Source organism: Saccharothrix tamanrassetensis (assembly GCF_014203665.1).
Classification (GTDB): Bacteria; Actinomycetota; Actinomycetes; order Mycobacteriales; family Pseudonocardiaceae; genus Actinosynnema; species Actinosynnema tamanrassetense.
The window spans coordinates 150,544-166,248 of sequence record NZ_JACHJN010000007.1 but is presented as its reverse complement, the minus strand read 5'-3'; the positions used below and the strand labels follow the sequence as shown (position 1 = coordinate 166,248).

Annotated in this window: 10 protein-coding genes; 1 reads left to right on the top strand and 9 read right to left on the bottom strand. The window is 73.4% G+C overall.

Annotated elements, in window-relative coordinates; genetic code table 11:
- Nucleotides 1-41 precede the first annotated feature (41 nt).
- The 8 genes from FHS29_RS22805 to FHS29_RS22770 all read right to left on the bottom strand — a co-directional run bounded on the left by FHS29_RS22805 (nucleotide 42) and on the right by FHS29_RS22770 (nucleotide 14,846).
- Nucleotides 42-3,158 (bottom strand): non-ribosomal peptide synthetase, encoded by a 3,117-nt coding sequence (locus tag FHS29_RS22805; RefSeq protein ID WP_184694131.1) that lies wholly within the window; start codon nucleotides 3,156-3,158, stop codon nucleotides 42-44.
- Nucleotides 3,159-3,163: 5 nt separating this feature from the next.
- On the bottom strand, nucleotides 3,164-8,893 hold the full coding sequence (locus FHS29_RS22800) for a non-ribosomal peptide synthetase (RefSeq protein WP_184693647.1): 5,730 nt from the start codon (nucleotides 8,891-8,893) through the stop codon (nucleotides 3,164-3,166).
- Between the two features lie 109 nt (nucleotides 8,894-9,002).
- Complete coding sequence (locus FHS29_RS22795) at nucleotides 9,003-9,218, bottom strand: MbtH family protein (protein ID WP_184693645.1); 216 nt, start codon at nucleotides 9,216-9,218, stop codon at nucleotides 9,003-9,005.
- Between the two features lie 321 nt (nucleotides 9,219-9,539).
- Nucleotides 9,540-10,244, bottom strand: a complete 705-nt coding sequence (locus FHS29_RS38505) for a metallophosphoesterase (protein ID WP_376774461.1) — start codon at nucleotides 10,242-10,244, stop codon at nucleotides 9,540-9,542.
- Between the two features lie 533 nt (nucleotides 10,245-10,777).
- Nucleotides 10,778-11,443 (bottom strand): TetR/AcrR family transcriptional regulator, encoded by a 666-nt coding sequence (locus FHS29_RS22785; protein WP_184693641.1) that lies wholly within the window; start codon nucleotides 11,441-11,443, stop codon nucleotides 10,778-10,780.
- 45 nt (nucleotides 11,444-11,488) lie between these two features.
- Nucleotides 11,489-12,064, bottom strand: a complete 576-nt coding sequence (locus FHS29_RS22780; RefSeq protein ID WP_184693639.1) for a hypothetical protein — start codon at nucleotides 12,062-12,064, stop codon at nucleotides 11,489-11,491.
- Nucleotides 12,065-12,180: 116 nt separating this feature from the next.
- Nucleotides 12,181-13,581 (bottom strand): pyridoxal phosphate-dependent decarboxylase family protein, encoded by a 1,401-nt coding sequence (locus FHS29_RS22775; protein ID WP_184693637.1) that lies wholly within the window; start codon nucleotides 13,579-13,581, stop codon nucleotides 12,181-12,183.
- Nucleotides 13,578-14,846, bottom strand: coding sequence for an MFS transporter (locus FHS29_RS22770; RefSeq protein WP_184693635.1), 1,269 nt, complete (start codon nucleotides 14,844-14,846; stop codon nucleotides 13,578-13,580). Before FHS29_RS22770 ends, FHS29_RS22775 begins: the two co-directional genes overlap by 4 nt.
- 112 nt (nucleotides 14,847-14,958) lie before the next feature.
- On the opposite strand from FHS29_RS22770, the gene FHS29_RS22765 reads away from it, so the two are divergent.
- Nucleotides 14,959-15,102: a hypothetical protein gene (locus FHS29_RS22765; protein ID WP_184693633.1), complete on the top strand. Its 144-nt coding sequence runs from the start codon at nucleotides 14,959-14,961 to the stop codon at nucleotides 15,100-15,102.
- 159 nt (nucleotides 15,103-15,261) lie between these two features.
- Here FHS29_RS22765 and FHS29_RS22760 read toward each other — a convergent pair whose 3' ends face one another.
- A complete protein-coding gene (locus FHS29_RS22760; RefSeq protein ID WP_246440704.1) occupies nucleotides 15,262-15,687 on the bottom strand; it encodes a MarR family winged helix-turn-helix transcriptional regulator in 426 nt (141 codons plus the stop codon).
- Between the last annotated feature and the right edge of the window lie 18 nt (nucleotides 15,688-15,705).

The following is a 15,705-nucleotide window of genomic DNA, read 5'->3' as shown; positions in this document are numbered from 1 at the left end:
TCGTTCATGGCTTCCCCCGGTTGTGTGTCCGTCGACCCGGTTCACAGGTCGTCTTCGGTCAAGGTGCCCAGCAGCCGGTCGATCTCGGCATCGGACAGGTCGTCCAACTGGTCCAGCAGCGGCACGGGACCGCGCACGCCCCCGTTCGAGGCCGAGGCGCCCAGCGCGGTGCACAGGTCCGCGATGGTCGGCGCGGCGAACAGCGTCGCCAGCGGCAGGTCCGCCCCCATCGCCGTGCGGACGCGGGCCAGCATCTGGGTCGCGGTCAGCGAGTGCCCGCCGAGCGCGAAGAAGTTGTCGTGCACGCCGAGCGGTCCGTCGGCCGGGATGCTCAGCACGTCCCGCCAGATCGCCGCCATCCGGACCTCGGTGTCGTCACGCGGCGGCACGTGCTCGGCGTCGGTGGTGGACCACTCGGGCTCGGGCAGGGCGTCGCGGTCGGTCTTGCCGGTGCCGGTGCGCGGCAACTCGTCCAGCACCATGATCGCGGCCGGGATCATGTAGTCCGGCAGCTTCGCGGCGAGGTACGGGCGCAGCGCGTCGACCGTGCCGTGCAGCACGACGTACGCGACCAGTCGGACATCGGTGTCGTTCGCGGCCCACGTGGTGACGACGGCGTCCGCGACATCGGGGTGGGCGCGCAGCACGCCCTCGATCTCGCCGGGCTCGATGCGGAACCCGCGGACCTTCACCTGCCGGTCGGCCCTGCCGAGGAACTCCAGCCTGCCGTCGGCGCGCAGCCGGACCAGGTCACCGGTCGCGTACAGCCGCCCGTCGCCGAACGGGTCGGGCCGGAAGCGGTCGGCGGTCATCCTCGGCAGGCCGTGGTAGCCGCGCGCCACCCCCGCGCCGCCTATGTGCAGTTCGCCGACCACACCGGGCAGCACGGGCCGCATCAACGGGTCCAGCACGTGCAGCGTGGTGCCCGCGACGGCCGCGCCGAGCCGGATGGGCGCCGGACTCCGCGGCACCACACCGGCCGCCGAGTACACGGTGGTCTCGGTGGGGCCGTAACCGTCGATGAGGGTCGCGTCGTCGGACTGGAGTTCGTCGGCCAGGTCGCGGGTCAGCGCCTCGCCGCCGGTGACGCGCAGCCGGACGTTCGCGGGCACGCCGCCCGCCGCCACGACCATCCGCCAACTCGCCGGACCGCCCTGGACGACAGTCGCGCCGGACTCCGCGATGCGCCGGCGCAGCAGCGCTCCGTCCGCCACGTCGTCGGCCGGGACCGCCACGACGTCCGCGCCCCGGAGCAGCGGCACCAGCATGTCCACCGTGGAGACGTCGAAAGCCGGTGTGCAGATCGACGCCAGGCGGTCGGCCGGCGACAGGTCGAGCAGCTCGTCCATCGCGCGCAGCAGCGCGGCCAACCCGCCCTGGGTGACGCGGACGCCCTTGGGGCGGCCGGTCGAGCCGGACGTGTAGATGATGTACGCGAGGCTCTCCGGCAGCAGGGGAACGGCCTCGGGCGGGGTGTCCGGCCCCTCGACGGAGTCCAGGTCGACCTCCGCCCACGACCCGGTGAAGCTGTTCCTGGCACGGGCGTACGCGTCGGTGACCACGACCGGGACGTCGGCGTCCTCGGCCATGGCGGTGAGGCGTTCGGCGGGCCAGGACGGGTCGAGCGGCAGGTAGCCCGCGCCCGCCTTCCAGGCCGCCAGGATGCCGATGATGGTGGCCGCGCCGCGCTCCAGGCACAGCGCCACGGGTTGGTCGGGCTGTGCGCCCGCCGCGAGCAGCGCGTGGGCCAGCCGGTTCGCGGCGCGGTCGATCCCGCCGCAGGTGAGAGTCGCCGCGGCGGCGTCCGGGTGCGCGGCCAGTGCCGCCGTGACAAGGCCGAGCGCGGTTCCGCGGTCGGCGGCGGCACCCGACTTGGCTGCCTGTGCCGTGCTGCCCGGTGTCGTGGCCGTGAGCGGCAGTTCGGCGACCTTCACCGTCGGATCGGCGTGCCGGGTGATCGCGGCGAACAGGTCGTGCAGGGCCGAGATCGTGGACTCGTCGAACAGCTCCGCGTCGTACTGCCAGCGGGTGAACCACCGGTCCCCGTCGCGTTCCACGGTGAGCGACAGGTCGAACTTCGCGCCGCCGTTGGCGACCGGCTCGGGTCGCATGGTCACCGAGCCCGCCCGGCGTGCCGGGGGCAGCGGCTCGACCGCGAACATCACCTGGACCAGCGGGGCGTGCGCCAGCGTCCGTTGCGGCGCGACGAGGTCCACCACCTGCTCGAACGGCAGGTCCTGGTGCGCCAACGCGGACACCGTCGCGGCTTCGGCGGCGCGCACCACGTCACCCAGGGTCGTGTCGGGCGTGAAGGTCGCCCGCAACGGCAGGGTGTTGGTCACGAAACCGACCATGCCCTCGGTCTCCGGCCGCGTCCGGGCGGCCACCGGCGTCGCCACCAGGAAGTCCGCCTGCCCGGTCACCCGGTGCAGCACGCACTGGAACAGCGCCAGCAGGTTCGTGAACGACCCGTCGTCCACCGCCAGTTCCCGGCGCAGCTCCGCGCCGCGCCCGGTGGGCGTCTCCGGGCGCGGCCGGTCGCCGGGCAGCGGCAGCACGGTCGGCACGTCGCGCAGCGCTTCCTGCCAGTACGCGGCATCGGAGGCGAAGGCGTTGCCGTCGACCTGTTCCCGTTGCCACACCGCGTAATCCGGGTACTGCACCGGCAGCTCCGGCAGCGACCCCGGATCGCCGGCGTAGCAGTGGGCCAGCTCGTCGAACAGCACCGCGCACGACCAGCCGTCGGCGATGCTGTGGTGCAGCACCAGAACGAGTACGTGCCGGTCGGGCAGGCGGAGCAGGTGGGCCCGCAGCAGCGGACCGGCGTGCAGGTCGAACGCCCGCCCCACCAGCTCGCGCACCACCCGTTCGGCCTCGTCCTCGGACACGTCGTGCACCGGCAGGTCCACGGCCTGCGCGGCGGACACCACCTGCACCGGCACGCCGTCCTCGGCCGCGAACCTGGTGCGCAGCGCCTCGTGCCGGGCCACCACCGCGTTCAGCGCACCGCTCAACGCCTGCGGGTCCAGCGGTCCGTCCAGCGCCACCCGCCAGCCGATGTTGTAGACCGGACCCGGCATGAGCTGGTCCAGCAGCCACAGCCGGCGCTGGCCGGACGAGGCGGGGAACCGGAACACCTCCTGCCCGTCGGGAATCATCGTGCTCACCGCGTCCCTCCCTTGTGCCAACCCCTGCGATCCACCGCGACCAGTCGGAACTCCGCGGTGTGCCGGTTGCCGCCGGCGTCGGTGAGCCACAGCCGATCCGGTCCGGGCAGCATCTCGCCGACGCCCATCGGCGCGTCCGGCTGCTCGCGCTCCAGCGCGCGCACGGCGTGGGCGAACAGCTCGACCGACGGCCCGCTCTCCAGGTCCACGTAGAACGGCTTGTGCTCGACGGGGCTCTTGACGAACACGAACCGCGGAATGCCGTGCTCCCGCCGCCACTCCTGCGCGCCGAGGAACCGGCCGGGCTCGTCGGCGGCGAACGCGAACCGGGACCGCGACGCCGGCAGCAGCCAGCTCTCCCGTGCCACCACCAGCCGGTCCAGGCTCACCCGGGGCGTGTGGTCGCCGGCGGGCAGCAGCCGGAACCGCTGCACCAGCTGCGCCATGATCTGCTCGCTGAGCAGTTCGGCGACCTCCAGGTCGACCCGGCCGTCCCGGCTGCGGGCGAACAGCCGCCCGTTGTCGTCCACCACCTCGCACTCGCCGACCGGGATCGCACCCCGCAGATCGGGTCCGCACGAGTCGTGCCCGAACACGATCCGGAGGTCGCCGGGCAGCACCAGCGCGTCCGCGAGCCGCTGCGGCGTGCCGCCCTGCTCGCGGGTGGTGCTCAGGACGACCCGCGGACCGGCCATGTCCCGTGCCATCGCGTCGTACAACTGGGTCGGGTCGGGGTGCTGCGACACGAACAGCGCCGACCGCATGGTGTTCACGCCGGGGTGCACCTCGCCGAGCACCCACTGGTAGTCGCCGGTCCGCACGGCCTCCGCGTCACGAGCCGAGATCAACACGTCCGGGCTGTGCTGCACCGCACCACGCCACCCCGGCCGGGGCGCGGCGAACAGCCGCAGCACGGCGTCCCGGGCGTCCGCGGCGGAGTGCTCGACGTGCCGGGCGGTCGGGTCGTGTGGGCCGAGCGCCTCGGCCCACCGGGATTGCAGCGCGGTGACCAGCCGACCGACCACCCGGTCGTCCAGCCGGAAGATGGTGTCGTTGGCCCACAGCCAGAAGTCCGCCAGCCGCACGGACCCGCGCCCGCCCGCGTGGTCCCGGAACACCTCCTTGAGAGCCCTCGTGTACAACGCCGAACCCGCGCAGGTGAACCAGCGCGCGGCCTCCAGCACCAGCTCCAGCGACGGCCACAACGTGTCCAGCAGGGCGGGGGAGAGGGTCACCTCCAGGTCGCGGCGGCACTCCTCGTGCACGAGCGTCCGGCCCGCGTAGAACAGGCCGGGGCGGCGCACGGCCGCCGCGCCGGTGATCTCGGTGAACCTCTCGTGCAGGTCGCCGATCGCGCGCACCAACCGGTCCGGGTCGCCGACGGCGGCGGCCACCCTGTCCCGGCCGGCCACCACCTCGTCCAGCGCCGCCGCGACCGGTGCCCGCACCTCGGGGTCGTCGATGCCGTCGATCTGGCCGCGCAGCGCCAGTTCCGGCACCAGCGCGGACGGCGGCACCTCCAGCGTCCACGCGATCCGCTTGGCCTGGCGCAGCCGCTCCAGCACCGCGAACACCACCGCGCGGTCCGCGCCCACGTGCTCGGCGACGTCCCAGGCCCGCCGCTGCCCGTCACAGGCGGCGAGCACGGCGGCATCCAGTGCGGGCAGTCGGATCGGACCGGCGAGCGGCACGTGCAGCGTGTCTCCGACGATGTCCACGAACGGCATCCGCCGGGGCACCGCCCACGGCCGCACGGCCTCGGTGGTCAGCGTCTCGGCGAGCTGGTGGACGGCCCAGTTCTCCAGGTAGACGGTCCGCTTGTCGACCAGCCCTTCCCCCGGCCGGGCGATCAGCGCCTCGGTGGCGTCGTCGTCCACCCGTGCCCAGCCCACCGGGCCGAAGAACCCGATGGTGTCGTTCTTGGCGCAGTACCGCTGGAGGTAGCTGACGACGGTGTGCTCCCACCGCCGGTAGTCCACGTTGCGGCCGGTGCTGCGCTGCCCGCTGAGCGCCTTGTGCAGCGCGTCCACGGCCGTCTGCAGGGCACGCGGGTTCTGCCAGGCGACGGCCTCCCGGAACTTCGCGTCGCCGCTCACCCGGTGCAGCACGTCGGCGGCGGCGCGGCGGCCCTGCTCGAAGCGTGCGGTGTAGTCGGCGAGTGCGGCTTCCCGGTGCTCGGCGGCCTCGGCGGCGTGGGCCAGCGCCGCGTCGACCTCCGGCACGTCCTGCAGCGCGCCGCGTGCCTCGGCGAACCGCCCCTTGCGCACCAGCCTGCCGATCCGGCGCAACGCCGACCGCGCGTCGCCCTCGGCCTCGTCCTCCACGGCCCGCAGCACCCGGAACGCCGCCCAGCGCGCCTCGCCGAGCGCGTCGTCGGCGATCAGCACGCTCTCGGCGGCCCGTGCGGCGTCGGGGCTGGCCACCGCGAGCAGCGGTTCGATCCCGAACCCGGTGCCGCGCAACTCGACCCACCGCCACGCCGCCCAGTTCCCGGTGCCCCTCGGCAGCACGAGGTGGTCGGCGACGGTCCGGCCGGTGGCGCCCGCGTCCTCGGGCTCGACCGGGTTCGCCACCGCCGGGGTCGTCGCCTGAGCGGACGTGCGTGGGGCGGGAACCAGGTAGGCGGTCCGGTCGCGGCGGACGATCCCGTCGCCGACTTCGGCCGTCTGCGCGTTGTCGATGACGACGGCACACGCCGTCAGCGTCCGTGCGCGGTGCAGGTCGGCCACCGGCACTTCGACGCCGAACTCCTCCCGCACCCGGAACGCCAGTCGGACCGCCAGCAGCGAATTGCCGCCGACGGCGAAGAAGTCGTCCTCCGCGCACACGTCTTCGTGGCCCAGCAGCACCTGCCACAGTCGGGCGAGCCGTTGTTGCGTGCCGTCCGCCGGAGCGGTCCGCGCGGTGCGGCGTTCTCCGTCGCCGCGGATCGACCGCAGTGCGGCCCGGTCGACCTTGCCGCTGCGGTTGAGCGGCAGTTCGGGCAGGCTCACGTACCGGGCGGGGCACAGGTAGGCGGGCAGCCGCTGTTCGACGTGCCGGCGCAGGGACTCCGCCGCCACGCCGCCCACCACGTAGGCCACCAGGTGCCGGGCGTCGCCGTCACCGACGGGGATGACGGCCGCTTCGGCGACGCCGGCGTGCTCGCGGAGCGCGCTCTCCACCTCGGCGGGTTCGACCAGGAACCCGCGCACCTTCACCTGCTGGTCCGCGCGCCCCAGGAACTCCAGCACCCCGTCCGGGCGCCACCGCGCCAGGTCGCCGGTGCGGTACAGCCGTCCGCCGGGCTCGATGCCGAACGGGTCGGGCACGAACTTGGCGGCGGTCAGCGCCGGGTCGGCCCAGTAGCCGCGGGCCAGCCCCGCGCCGCCGGTGTACAGCTCGCCGGGTGCGCCGACCGGCACCGGCCGCAGCCGTTCGTCCAGCACGTAGGCCGTGCTCTGCTGGATCGGGCGGCCGATCGGCACGCTCGTGCCGACCTGCCGCGGATCGGTCAGCACGTGGCACGACGTGAAGGTGGTGTTCTCGGTCGGCCCGTAGCCGTTGACGACCGGCTTGCCGCGGCGTGCCACGAGCGCCGTGCGGACGGCGTCCGGAGCGAGCACGTCACCACCCGCGAGCAGCTGGTCTACCGACTCCAACGCGTCCGGGGCGTGCGCCACGAGCTGGTGGAACAGCCCGGCCGTCAGCCAGAGCACGCTGACCCGGTGCTCGCGCAGCACCTTCGCCAGCACGGCGGGGTCGGGCGGACCTTCCGGCGCGGCCACCACCCGGCCGCCGGTCAGCAGCGCGCCCCACACCTCCAGCGTGGTCAGGTCGAACGCGGTCGCCGACAGGTGCAGGAACGTCTGCCCCGGACCGAACCGGGCGAACGTCGGACGCGTGACCAGCCGCACCACGCCCCGGTGCGGCACGGCCACACCCTTGGGCTTGCCGGTCGACCCGGACGTGTAGTTGATGTACGCCACGCTCAACGGGTGCGCCACCGGTGGAACCGGCGCATCGGGTCCGTCCACTTCGGACAGCCGGACTCCCGACACCCCGTCGGGCAGCGCACGGGCCTGGTCGGTGACCACCAGCGTGGTGCCGGATTCGCGCAACGCCACCGCATCGCGTGCGGCCGGGTTCGCCGGGTCCAGCGGGAGGTAGGCCGCGCCGGTCTTGAGCACGGCGAGCATCGCGGTCACCAGCCCCGCTCCGCGCGGCAGCGCCAGGCCCACCGGGCGGTCGGGTCTCGCGCCGCGTTCGATCAACGTGTGCGCCAGCCGGTTGGACCGCGCGTCGAGTTCGGCGTAGCTGAGCCAACCGCCCTCGGCGTACACGGCGTCGGCGTCCGGGCGCTGCCGCACCTGCTCGGCGAACAGCGCCGGCACGGTCGCCTCCGCCGGGTACTCCACGGCGGTGTCGTTCCACTTCTCCACCACGCGCACCCGTTCCGCGCCACGCGGTTCGGCCAGTTCGCGCACCGGGCGCCCGGGAGCTTCCGCCATGCCCGCCACCAGGTCGCGGAACTGGCCGAGCAGGGTTTCCGGTGCCCAGTCGGGGAACCGGGTGACGTCGTGGATGAGTTGCAGGCTCAAATGCGGCTCGGCGAACGCGTAGAGCGTCATGGCGTAACCCGGGCTGCGGAGGATGCGGACCCGACGTCCCCGCGGGGCGTTCGGCCGGGCGGACAGCACGGTGTTGATCTCGCGGTGCTCGAACAGCACGAGACTGCGCATCAGGGTGTCGTGGCCCGCGGCGCGCTGGATGTCGGGCAGTGGGCTGAGCTGGTGGTCGCGGGCGGCCACGGACCGTTCCCGGACGGTGCGCAACCACTCCGCCACCGGCACGTCCCGATCCACCGGCAGCCGCAGCGGGACGGTGGCGAGCAGCAGGCCCACCATGTCGTCCGCGCCCGCGACGGAACCGTGCCGGGCCGCGCGGGTCACGCCGAACACCGTTTCGCCGGAACCGGAGTGCGTGGTCAGCAGCAGGCCCCAAGCGGCCAGCACGACCGTGTTGACGGTGACGCCGGCGTCGGCGGCCAGTGCCCGCACGGCGGCGGTCTCCGCGTCGGACAGGTCGAGCCCGGCGGTGCCCATGACCGGCGTTCCGCTGCCACCGTGCTCCAGCGGCAGCAGTCCCGGCTCGGGCATCCCGGCGAGTTCGGCCGCCCAGAACCGTTCGTCGGCACGGGCGAGGGGGTTGTCCGGCGCGGTGCGTTCGGCGTACCAGCGGGCGTAGTCGGCGAACTCGGGCCGTGGCGCGAACTCCGCCCGACCGCGCGAGGCATAGGCATCGTCTATCTCCGACAGCAGGATCGCCAGTGACCGGCCGTCCAGGATCGCGTGGTGGAACGTCGCCACCACGACGTTCCCGGGCAGCGCGCGCAGCCGCAGCGGCGGTCCGGCAACCGGGTCGACGCCCGCTTTCCGGTCCGCCGCCAGGAACGCGGCCAGGTCGGTGACCGAGTCGTCCACCACGATCGGCACGTCGGCCGCCGGGCCGGGCACCTGCTCGGCCGCGCCGTCGGGCCGCCAGCGGAAGCGGGTGCGCAGGATCGGGTGGCGCTCGACCGCCGCCCGCCAGGCCCCCACATATGCCTCGGTGTCGAACGGCGCGGCGAAGTGCTGCACGCACTGGATCACATCCGTGCCCGCTTCGGGGTCGCGCAGGCCGGCCGCGATCATGCCGCGTTGCAACGGCAGTGCGGGCGCGGTCCGGACCACCGGATCCGTGTACACCAAAGCCTCCCCACTAAATGTGCGGCCAGTCCGCGGGCCGATTTCCCGGCTATTTCCGGGCAGCCTGCGGACAGCCACTTTACGGGTGTGCGGTCAATTCACCGGGCGCTCAGCCCCGGTGGTCGGCCAGGTGCTCGCGGACACTGCGCGGGCGCAGGTCGGTCCACACCCGGGCGATGTGGTCCAGGCACTCTTCCCTGGTACCCGTGGTCCCCTCGGCTCGCCACCCCAGTGGGAGCTCCCGGTCGGCGAACCAGACCGAGTACTGCTCCTCGTTGTTCACCACGACCAGGAATACACGGTTATCCGCGACCTCGACACCCATGTCGTTATCTCCTGCCCTCCGCCTGCGGGCGGTTGCCGTTCGCTCAAAGCTACGCGTCCGGCGGACATTACTGGAATCCACTGAACGGTCGAACCGTTCATTTGACGATCCGAGCGCACCTTATTTGTATTTACTATGGGTCGTCGCTCGGCGTGGTCGATCGGTCACCGCAATGCGCGCGTTCCGGCGCTCGGAATCGATTTACCTCGCGGACCGGCAACGCCGGCGCGCCGGCCGGGCCCGCCGAACCATCAGGGTCCACAATGGACGCGCCCGGTCGGCCCGGGCAGTCCGGGGCTCAGCCGGGTCGCACGCTTCCCGTCAGGCGGACCGCAGCGTCAGCAGGGAGACCTCGCCGGGCGCGAAGACGCGGAACGGCGGACCCCAGAAACCCGCGCCCCGACTGGTCCACAGCCGAGTGCGCTCGCCGTGCCTGCTCAGTCCGGACAGCACCGGCTGCTGGAGGCGCACCAGGAGGTGGAACGGCCAGATCTGCCCGCCGTGCGTGTGCCCGGACAGTTGCAGGTCCACGCCCGCCGCGACGGCCTTGCCGATCTCGCTGGGCTGGTGTGCCAGCAGCACCACCGGGTCGTCGGGCCGGACCCCCGCGAGGGCGGCGTCCAGGTCGGCGGCGTGGCCCTCCTCGCCCGAGTGCACGGCGGTGATGTCGTCGACGCCCGCGAACACCAGCCGTGCGCCGTCCCGCTCCAGCACCCGGTGCTGGTTGTGCAGGCTGCTCCAGCCCAGCTCGGCCATGTGCTCCATCCAGGCCTGCGCGTTGCTGATGTACTCGTGGTTGCCGGAGACGTAGAACCGTTGCGGCGTCCGCACGTCCGCCAGCGGGGCCGCCTGGCCGCGCCGCTGCGCCACCGTGCCGTCCGCCAGGTCGCCCACGTGCACGACGACATCCGCGCGCAGCTCGTTGACGACCTCGACCAGACCCTCGGACCACTTGGTGCGGTCGATGGGCCCGTAGTGGGTGTCCGCCAGCACCGCGACGGTGAGCCCGTCGAACGCCTTGTCCATGCGCGGCAACACGATGTCCGCCCTCCGGACGCGCGGCACCCGCATGGCCTCCCGCACTCCGTGGACGGCCAGCACCACGATGATCACGGCCAGCGACACCGCGATGAGCCGTGAGCGGAACGGGTTCTCCACGCCCGCCACCGCGAGGACGAGGCGCAGCAGATCGGTCACCAGCGTCCAGGCGAACGCGATCCAGACGAAGCCGAGCAACGGCAGCGCGACCTTCGCGGCCCGGTCCGAGCGGCGACGCCCGAGCGAGCGGATGAGCAGGACCGGGAACGCCACGTAGCCCACGGCGAACAACGCGGTGCCCGCGACCATCACCGGTAGCGGCCACTCGGCGCTCGGCGCGAACAGCCCCGCCCACGGCACCCAGAACAGCAGGCTCGTGACGACGAACAGGACTACGCCGAACACGATGCGCCGTCGGGTGGCGGACCGGGGTGGTGCGCTGGTCGCCGGGGCGGCGCCGGTGTCGGCCATGAACGTCTCCGTGACTTTAAAGACCAGTGGTCTCAACCAGGGTACGCCGGTCAGCTGGAGCGGACGACCAGTCCGATGAGCTGGTTGACCAGACCTTCGGTGAGCGCGGTCGCGAAGGCCTCGGCGGCGGGTGGACGACCCGGTTCGGCGCCCGCCCGCGCCACCGCCTCGGCGGGCCGGGCAGACGGCCACAGGCCTGCCGTGATGACCACCACCGCGGTGGCGAAGTGCGTCGCGCCCGCTCGGTCCAGCTGCGGCAGTTCACCCCGGACCAGGTCGGCCAGGCGGTCGGTGTTCGCGGTGGCCCTGGCTTCGCGGGCACGGGCGGACTCGATGCCGATGTCGCGTTCCAGCACGCCGGCCGTGCCGCTGACCAGCTCGCACAGCAGCGGGTGGCGCAGCAGCGAGGAGGCCAGCGCGGTCGCGACGGCGATCGCCCGGCCATAGGGGACGGGCTCGGCCCGCGCCGCGCGGACCAGCGGCTCGACCTCGTCCAGCCACGCCGACCAACGGCGGTCCAGCACCTCCAGGAAGATCGCCTCCCGGCTGTCGAAGTAGCGCAGCACGTTCGACCTGGCCAGACCGACCTCGCAGCTGAGCTCGCGCAGGCTGATCCCGGCGACCGGGCGGTCGGCGAGCATGGCCTCGGCGGTGTCCAGGATCGCGGCGCGCCGCGCCGCCACCTGCTCGGGTCGCCTGGCCCGCCGGAACTCCACGTCCGCGAGGCTAGCAAATAACGGACCGGCGGTCTCTTGGGTAGATCACGGCTGTCGGACCGCGTCGGTCAGCCGGTCGAGTGCGTCGGACCACGGCCGCGCGGTGATCACCGGCAGGCGGTGGCGGGCGGCTTCGGCGGCGAGCCAGTCGCCGTAGTGGGCGCTGTCGAGCGCTCGCTTGCGCTGCGCGCCGCTGTCGGGTTCGCGTCGCAGGTAGTTGCGTTCGAGCTGTGCCGCATCGGGCTCGTGGACGAAGACGGACCGCACGTCCCCACCGGTCCACTTCGCGCAGAACTCGGGCAGCAGGTAGTCGCCCTCCAGCACGAGTGGCAGGTCGGTCTCCAGGTGGTTGGTGATCACCGCCTCCAGCGCCGGGGCCAACGCTCGCGCCAACGCCACCTGCGCGTCGAGCACCTGGTCGGCGGACATCCCCGCGTCAGAGCGCCCCAGCCAGTAGTGCAGTGCGGGCTGCCGGTCCGCCGTGGTCATGCTCTGGAGCGCGACGACCAGGTCGTCCACCTCCACCAGCGCCGCACCACGCGCCCGCGCGACCGGGTAGGACAGCGCGCTCTTGCCGCTGCCCGACGCGCCACCGAGCAGCAGTACCCGCCAGTTCTCCATGTGCCCAGGGTGTCAACCGGACGGTGGCGGGCACAAACCCGTCCGGGAGGAGGCAGCCGTGGAGTGGCGTCGCACGAGCGACCAGCCGGAACACGTACCGCTGAGCCGCTGAGCCCTCAGGAGTACAGGGTGCCGAGGAACTCGACGAGGAGCCGTTCCCGCAACGCGGGCGACGCCGCCGCCAGCAGCGTGTTGACGGTGGCCATCCGGTCCGGCAGGACGGCGTCGCCGCCGAACCCCGCCGCCGCGAGCAGACCGGCGAACTCCTGCGGTGTCAACGAGGACGGGTCCAGCGCGCCGATGGCGGCGACCACCTCGGGTGCCACTCGGACCGGCCCGGCGTCGGCCGCGGCACGCACCGAGTCGCGCAGGTCGGCCAGCAGTTCCGCTTCACCGCCGACGTTCGCCGCCGTCACGGTCAGGTGCAGGTTGGCGGGGGAGGAGCGGTAGGCGAACTGGGGCTGCACGTACCACTTCCGGGCGCGCATCTCGTCGGCCACGGTGAACACGTCGAAGTCGTCACGGGTCGCGGTGACCGCGATCAGCGTGGACTCGGGTTCGCCCAGCACGCGCAAGCCGTCGATCTCGGCGATGCCGTCCCGGATCACGCGCGCACTGGCCAACGTGCGGCGTGCGAGGTCGCGGTAGCCGTCCTCGCCGATGTGCCGCAGAACCGCCCACGCGGCGGCGAGCGGGCCGCCGGAGCGGGTGGACTGCGTGGTGGAGTTCAGCATCGTGTAGCCGGGCCAGTCGGCGCTCGCGAAGTACTGGGGGCGGCGCAGGTCGGCGTCGGCGTGCAGCAGCACGGAGGTGCCCTTGGGGCAGTACGCGTACTTGTGCAGGTCCACCGACATGCTGGTGACCCCCGGCACGGAGAAGTCGAACGGCGCGACGTCGGCGTGCGGCAGGATCCAGCCGCCGATGCAGGCGTCCACATGGCACCGCACGCCGCGTGCCGCTGCCGCGGCTGCGATCGGCGTGACCGGATCGACCACGCCGTGCGCGTACGACGGCGCGCTGACCACGACCAGCACGGTGTCGTCGGCGATCGCGGCGGCCATGGCGTCCGGGTCGGCGCGGAACGTCACCGGGTCGACCGGCACGGCGATCACCCGCACCCCGAAGTAGTGGGCGGCCTTGTGGAACGCGGCGTGCGCGGTCTCCGGCAGCACGATCGACGCCGGGCCGAGGTCCGGCCGGGACTCGCGTGCGGCGAGCACCGCGAGCAGGCACGACTCGGTGCCGCCGGAGGTGACCGTGCCGACCGTGGCGGGCGTGCCGCCGAGCAGGCGGGCGGCGGTGGCGACGACGTCGTTCTCCAGCCGCAGCAGGCTCGGGAACGCGGTCGGGTCCAGGCCGTTCACCGAGGACGCCAGCGCGTGGGCCTGCGCCGCCAGGTCGTCCAGGCCGGGCAGGGCGCTGTCGTAGACGTAGGCCAGCGTGCGCCCGCCGTGGGTGGGCAGGTCGCCCGCGCGCAGGGCGCGCAGTTCGGCCAGGACGTCGTCGGGTGCGGTCATGCGGACTCCTCGCGGGGCAGCAGGGGAAGGGCGACGACCGCGAGCACGGCCGGGATGGCGGTGAAGCCGATCAGCGCGGCGGACACCGCTCCGGGCGACTGCACGGCGGCGCCGTCGGTGCTCGCGACGTAGCCGCCCACGGCCAGCACCAGGCCGTAGACACCGGGTCCGAGGGCGAGGCCGAGCGTTTCGCCCGCCGTCCAGACGCCGGAGAACAGCCCGGCGCGGGTGGCGCCGCTGCGCTGTTCCTGCGCGGTGATCACGTCCGGGAGCATGGCCAGCGGGAACACCTGCATCCCGGCGTAGCCGACGCCGACCACGGCCATCAGCCCGAGCACGGCCGCCACCGGCAGCGCCCGCGCCGCGCCCAGCCCGGCCACCGCCACCGCGAACAGCAGCGACGCCGCGACCAGCCCGAACCGCTTGCCGCGCCGCCGCCCGACCCGTTGCCACAGCGGCATCACCACCAGGGCGGGGCCGACGAACCCGACGAACAGCAGGGTCTGCAGGCTCCGGTCGCCGAGCACCAGTCGGGCGAAGTAGTCCACGCCCGCCAACATCGTGCCCAGCCCGACGGCCTGCACCACGAACACCGCCAGGAGCAGCCGGAACGGCCGCGACTCGCGCACCGCCGCGACGAGTTCCCGCGGTGTGGCCGCCGTCGACACCCGCCGGGACGCCGGCACGCCACGGGTGCCCGCGACGGTCGCCACCGTGCCGATGAGGATCAGCGCCCCGACCGCGACCCCCACCGCCGGGTAGCCACCGACCAGGTCACGCACGGCGGGTGCGCCCGCGCCGCTGACCAGGATCGCCAGCGCCAGGAACGCCATCCGCCACGCCATCAGCCGGGTGCGCTCGTCGTAGTCCTCGGTGATCTCGGCCGCCATCGCGACGTAAGGCACCTGGAAGAACGCGTACGCCGTCGCGCACAGCAGGAACACCACAGCCACGTACACGGCGGCCGGTGCACCGGTGAACGGTCCGGCGAACAGCGCCGCGAACAGTACCGCCACCGCGACCCCGCCACGCAGCAGGAACGGCCGGCGCGCACCCGCCCGGTCGCTGATCCGACCGGCCACCGGGTTGAACAGCACGTCCCAGGCCTTGGGCGCGAGCACCAGCAGGCCGGCCACGGCGGCGGGCACGGCGAGGCTGTCCGTGAGGTACGGCAGCAGGAGCAGACCGGGCACGGTGCCGAACGCCCCGGTGACGAAGGAGCCCATCGCGTAGCCGGCGCGGACCCGGGCGGTGATCTGCGGCATAGACAAAGAATCTTCGCATTCCAGGTGGTGGATCCCAAGGGCCCGGGTGTGAACCGCGGCCGAATCGGGTACCAGCACCCGGAGCACGAGGGGAGCACGAGGGGAGTACGCGATGGGCAAGCACCGCCTGGGGTCCGCCGAACGGCAGTGGGGCGGGCCGGAACTGGTGATCGACGCGGAAGCCGCCGCGGAGGCGGCCACCACCCCGCTGCCGGTGGTGGACGACTCGCGACGCCGGGAGGACGACGCGGACTGAGGCCGCAGGTCGCGGCGACAACACCCGATCGTCGACTCGATCCGTCGCCCGACCGGGTGCATTCCGCAGCCGACCGGCGTGCGGGTGCCGTGCTCCCGGGTCGGCTTCACGTGCACCTTTGGAGCGCGTGGTCGCACGATCGGTGCGGGGCTCCTCCGGCTACACGAGGCCGCGCAGGAGCGTCGCCAGGTCGGCCACGGTGTCCGGACCGAGCCGGTCGGCCAAGGCGCGCTCGTGGGCCGCGGCGAGGGACTCCAGGCGGTCCAGCTTGTCCTGGCCGAGGTCGGACACGTGCACGGAGACCTTGCGCCGGTCCTCTTCGGACTGCGAGCGGTAGAGGAACGCCGAGTCGACCAGGGTGTCCACGATGCGGGTGAGCGTGGGGTGCGGGATCTCCAGCGCGCCGGCCAGCTCGCCCATGGAGCGCTCCTCGTCCGCCAGCGCGCGCAGCACCCGCCACTGGTCGACGGTGACGCCTTCCTCCTCCAGCACCGAACCGAGGTCGCGGACCAGTGCGCGCTGGGTGCGGGTGAGCAGGTCGACCAAGTCCGCGCGGGCGAGGCGGGGGCGGTGCTGATCAGGCATGACGAGCCTTTCGCCGGG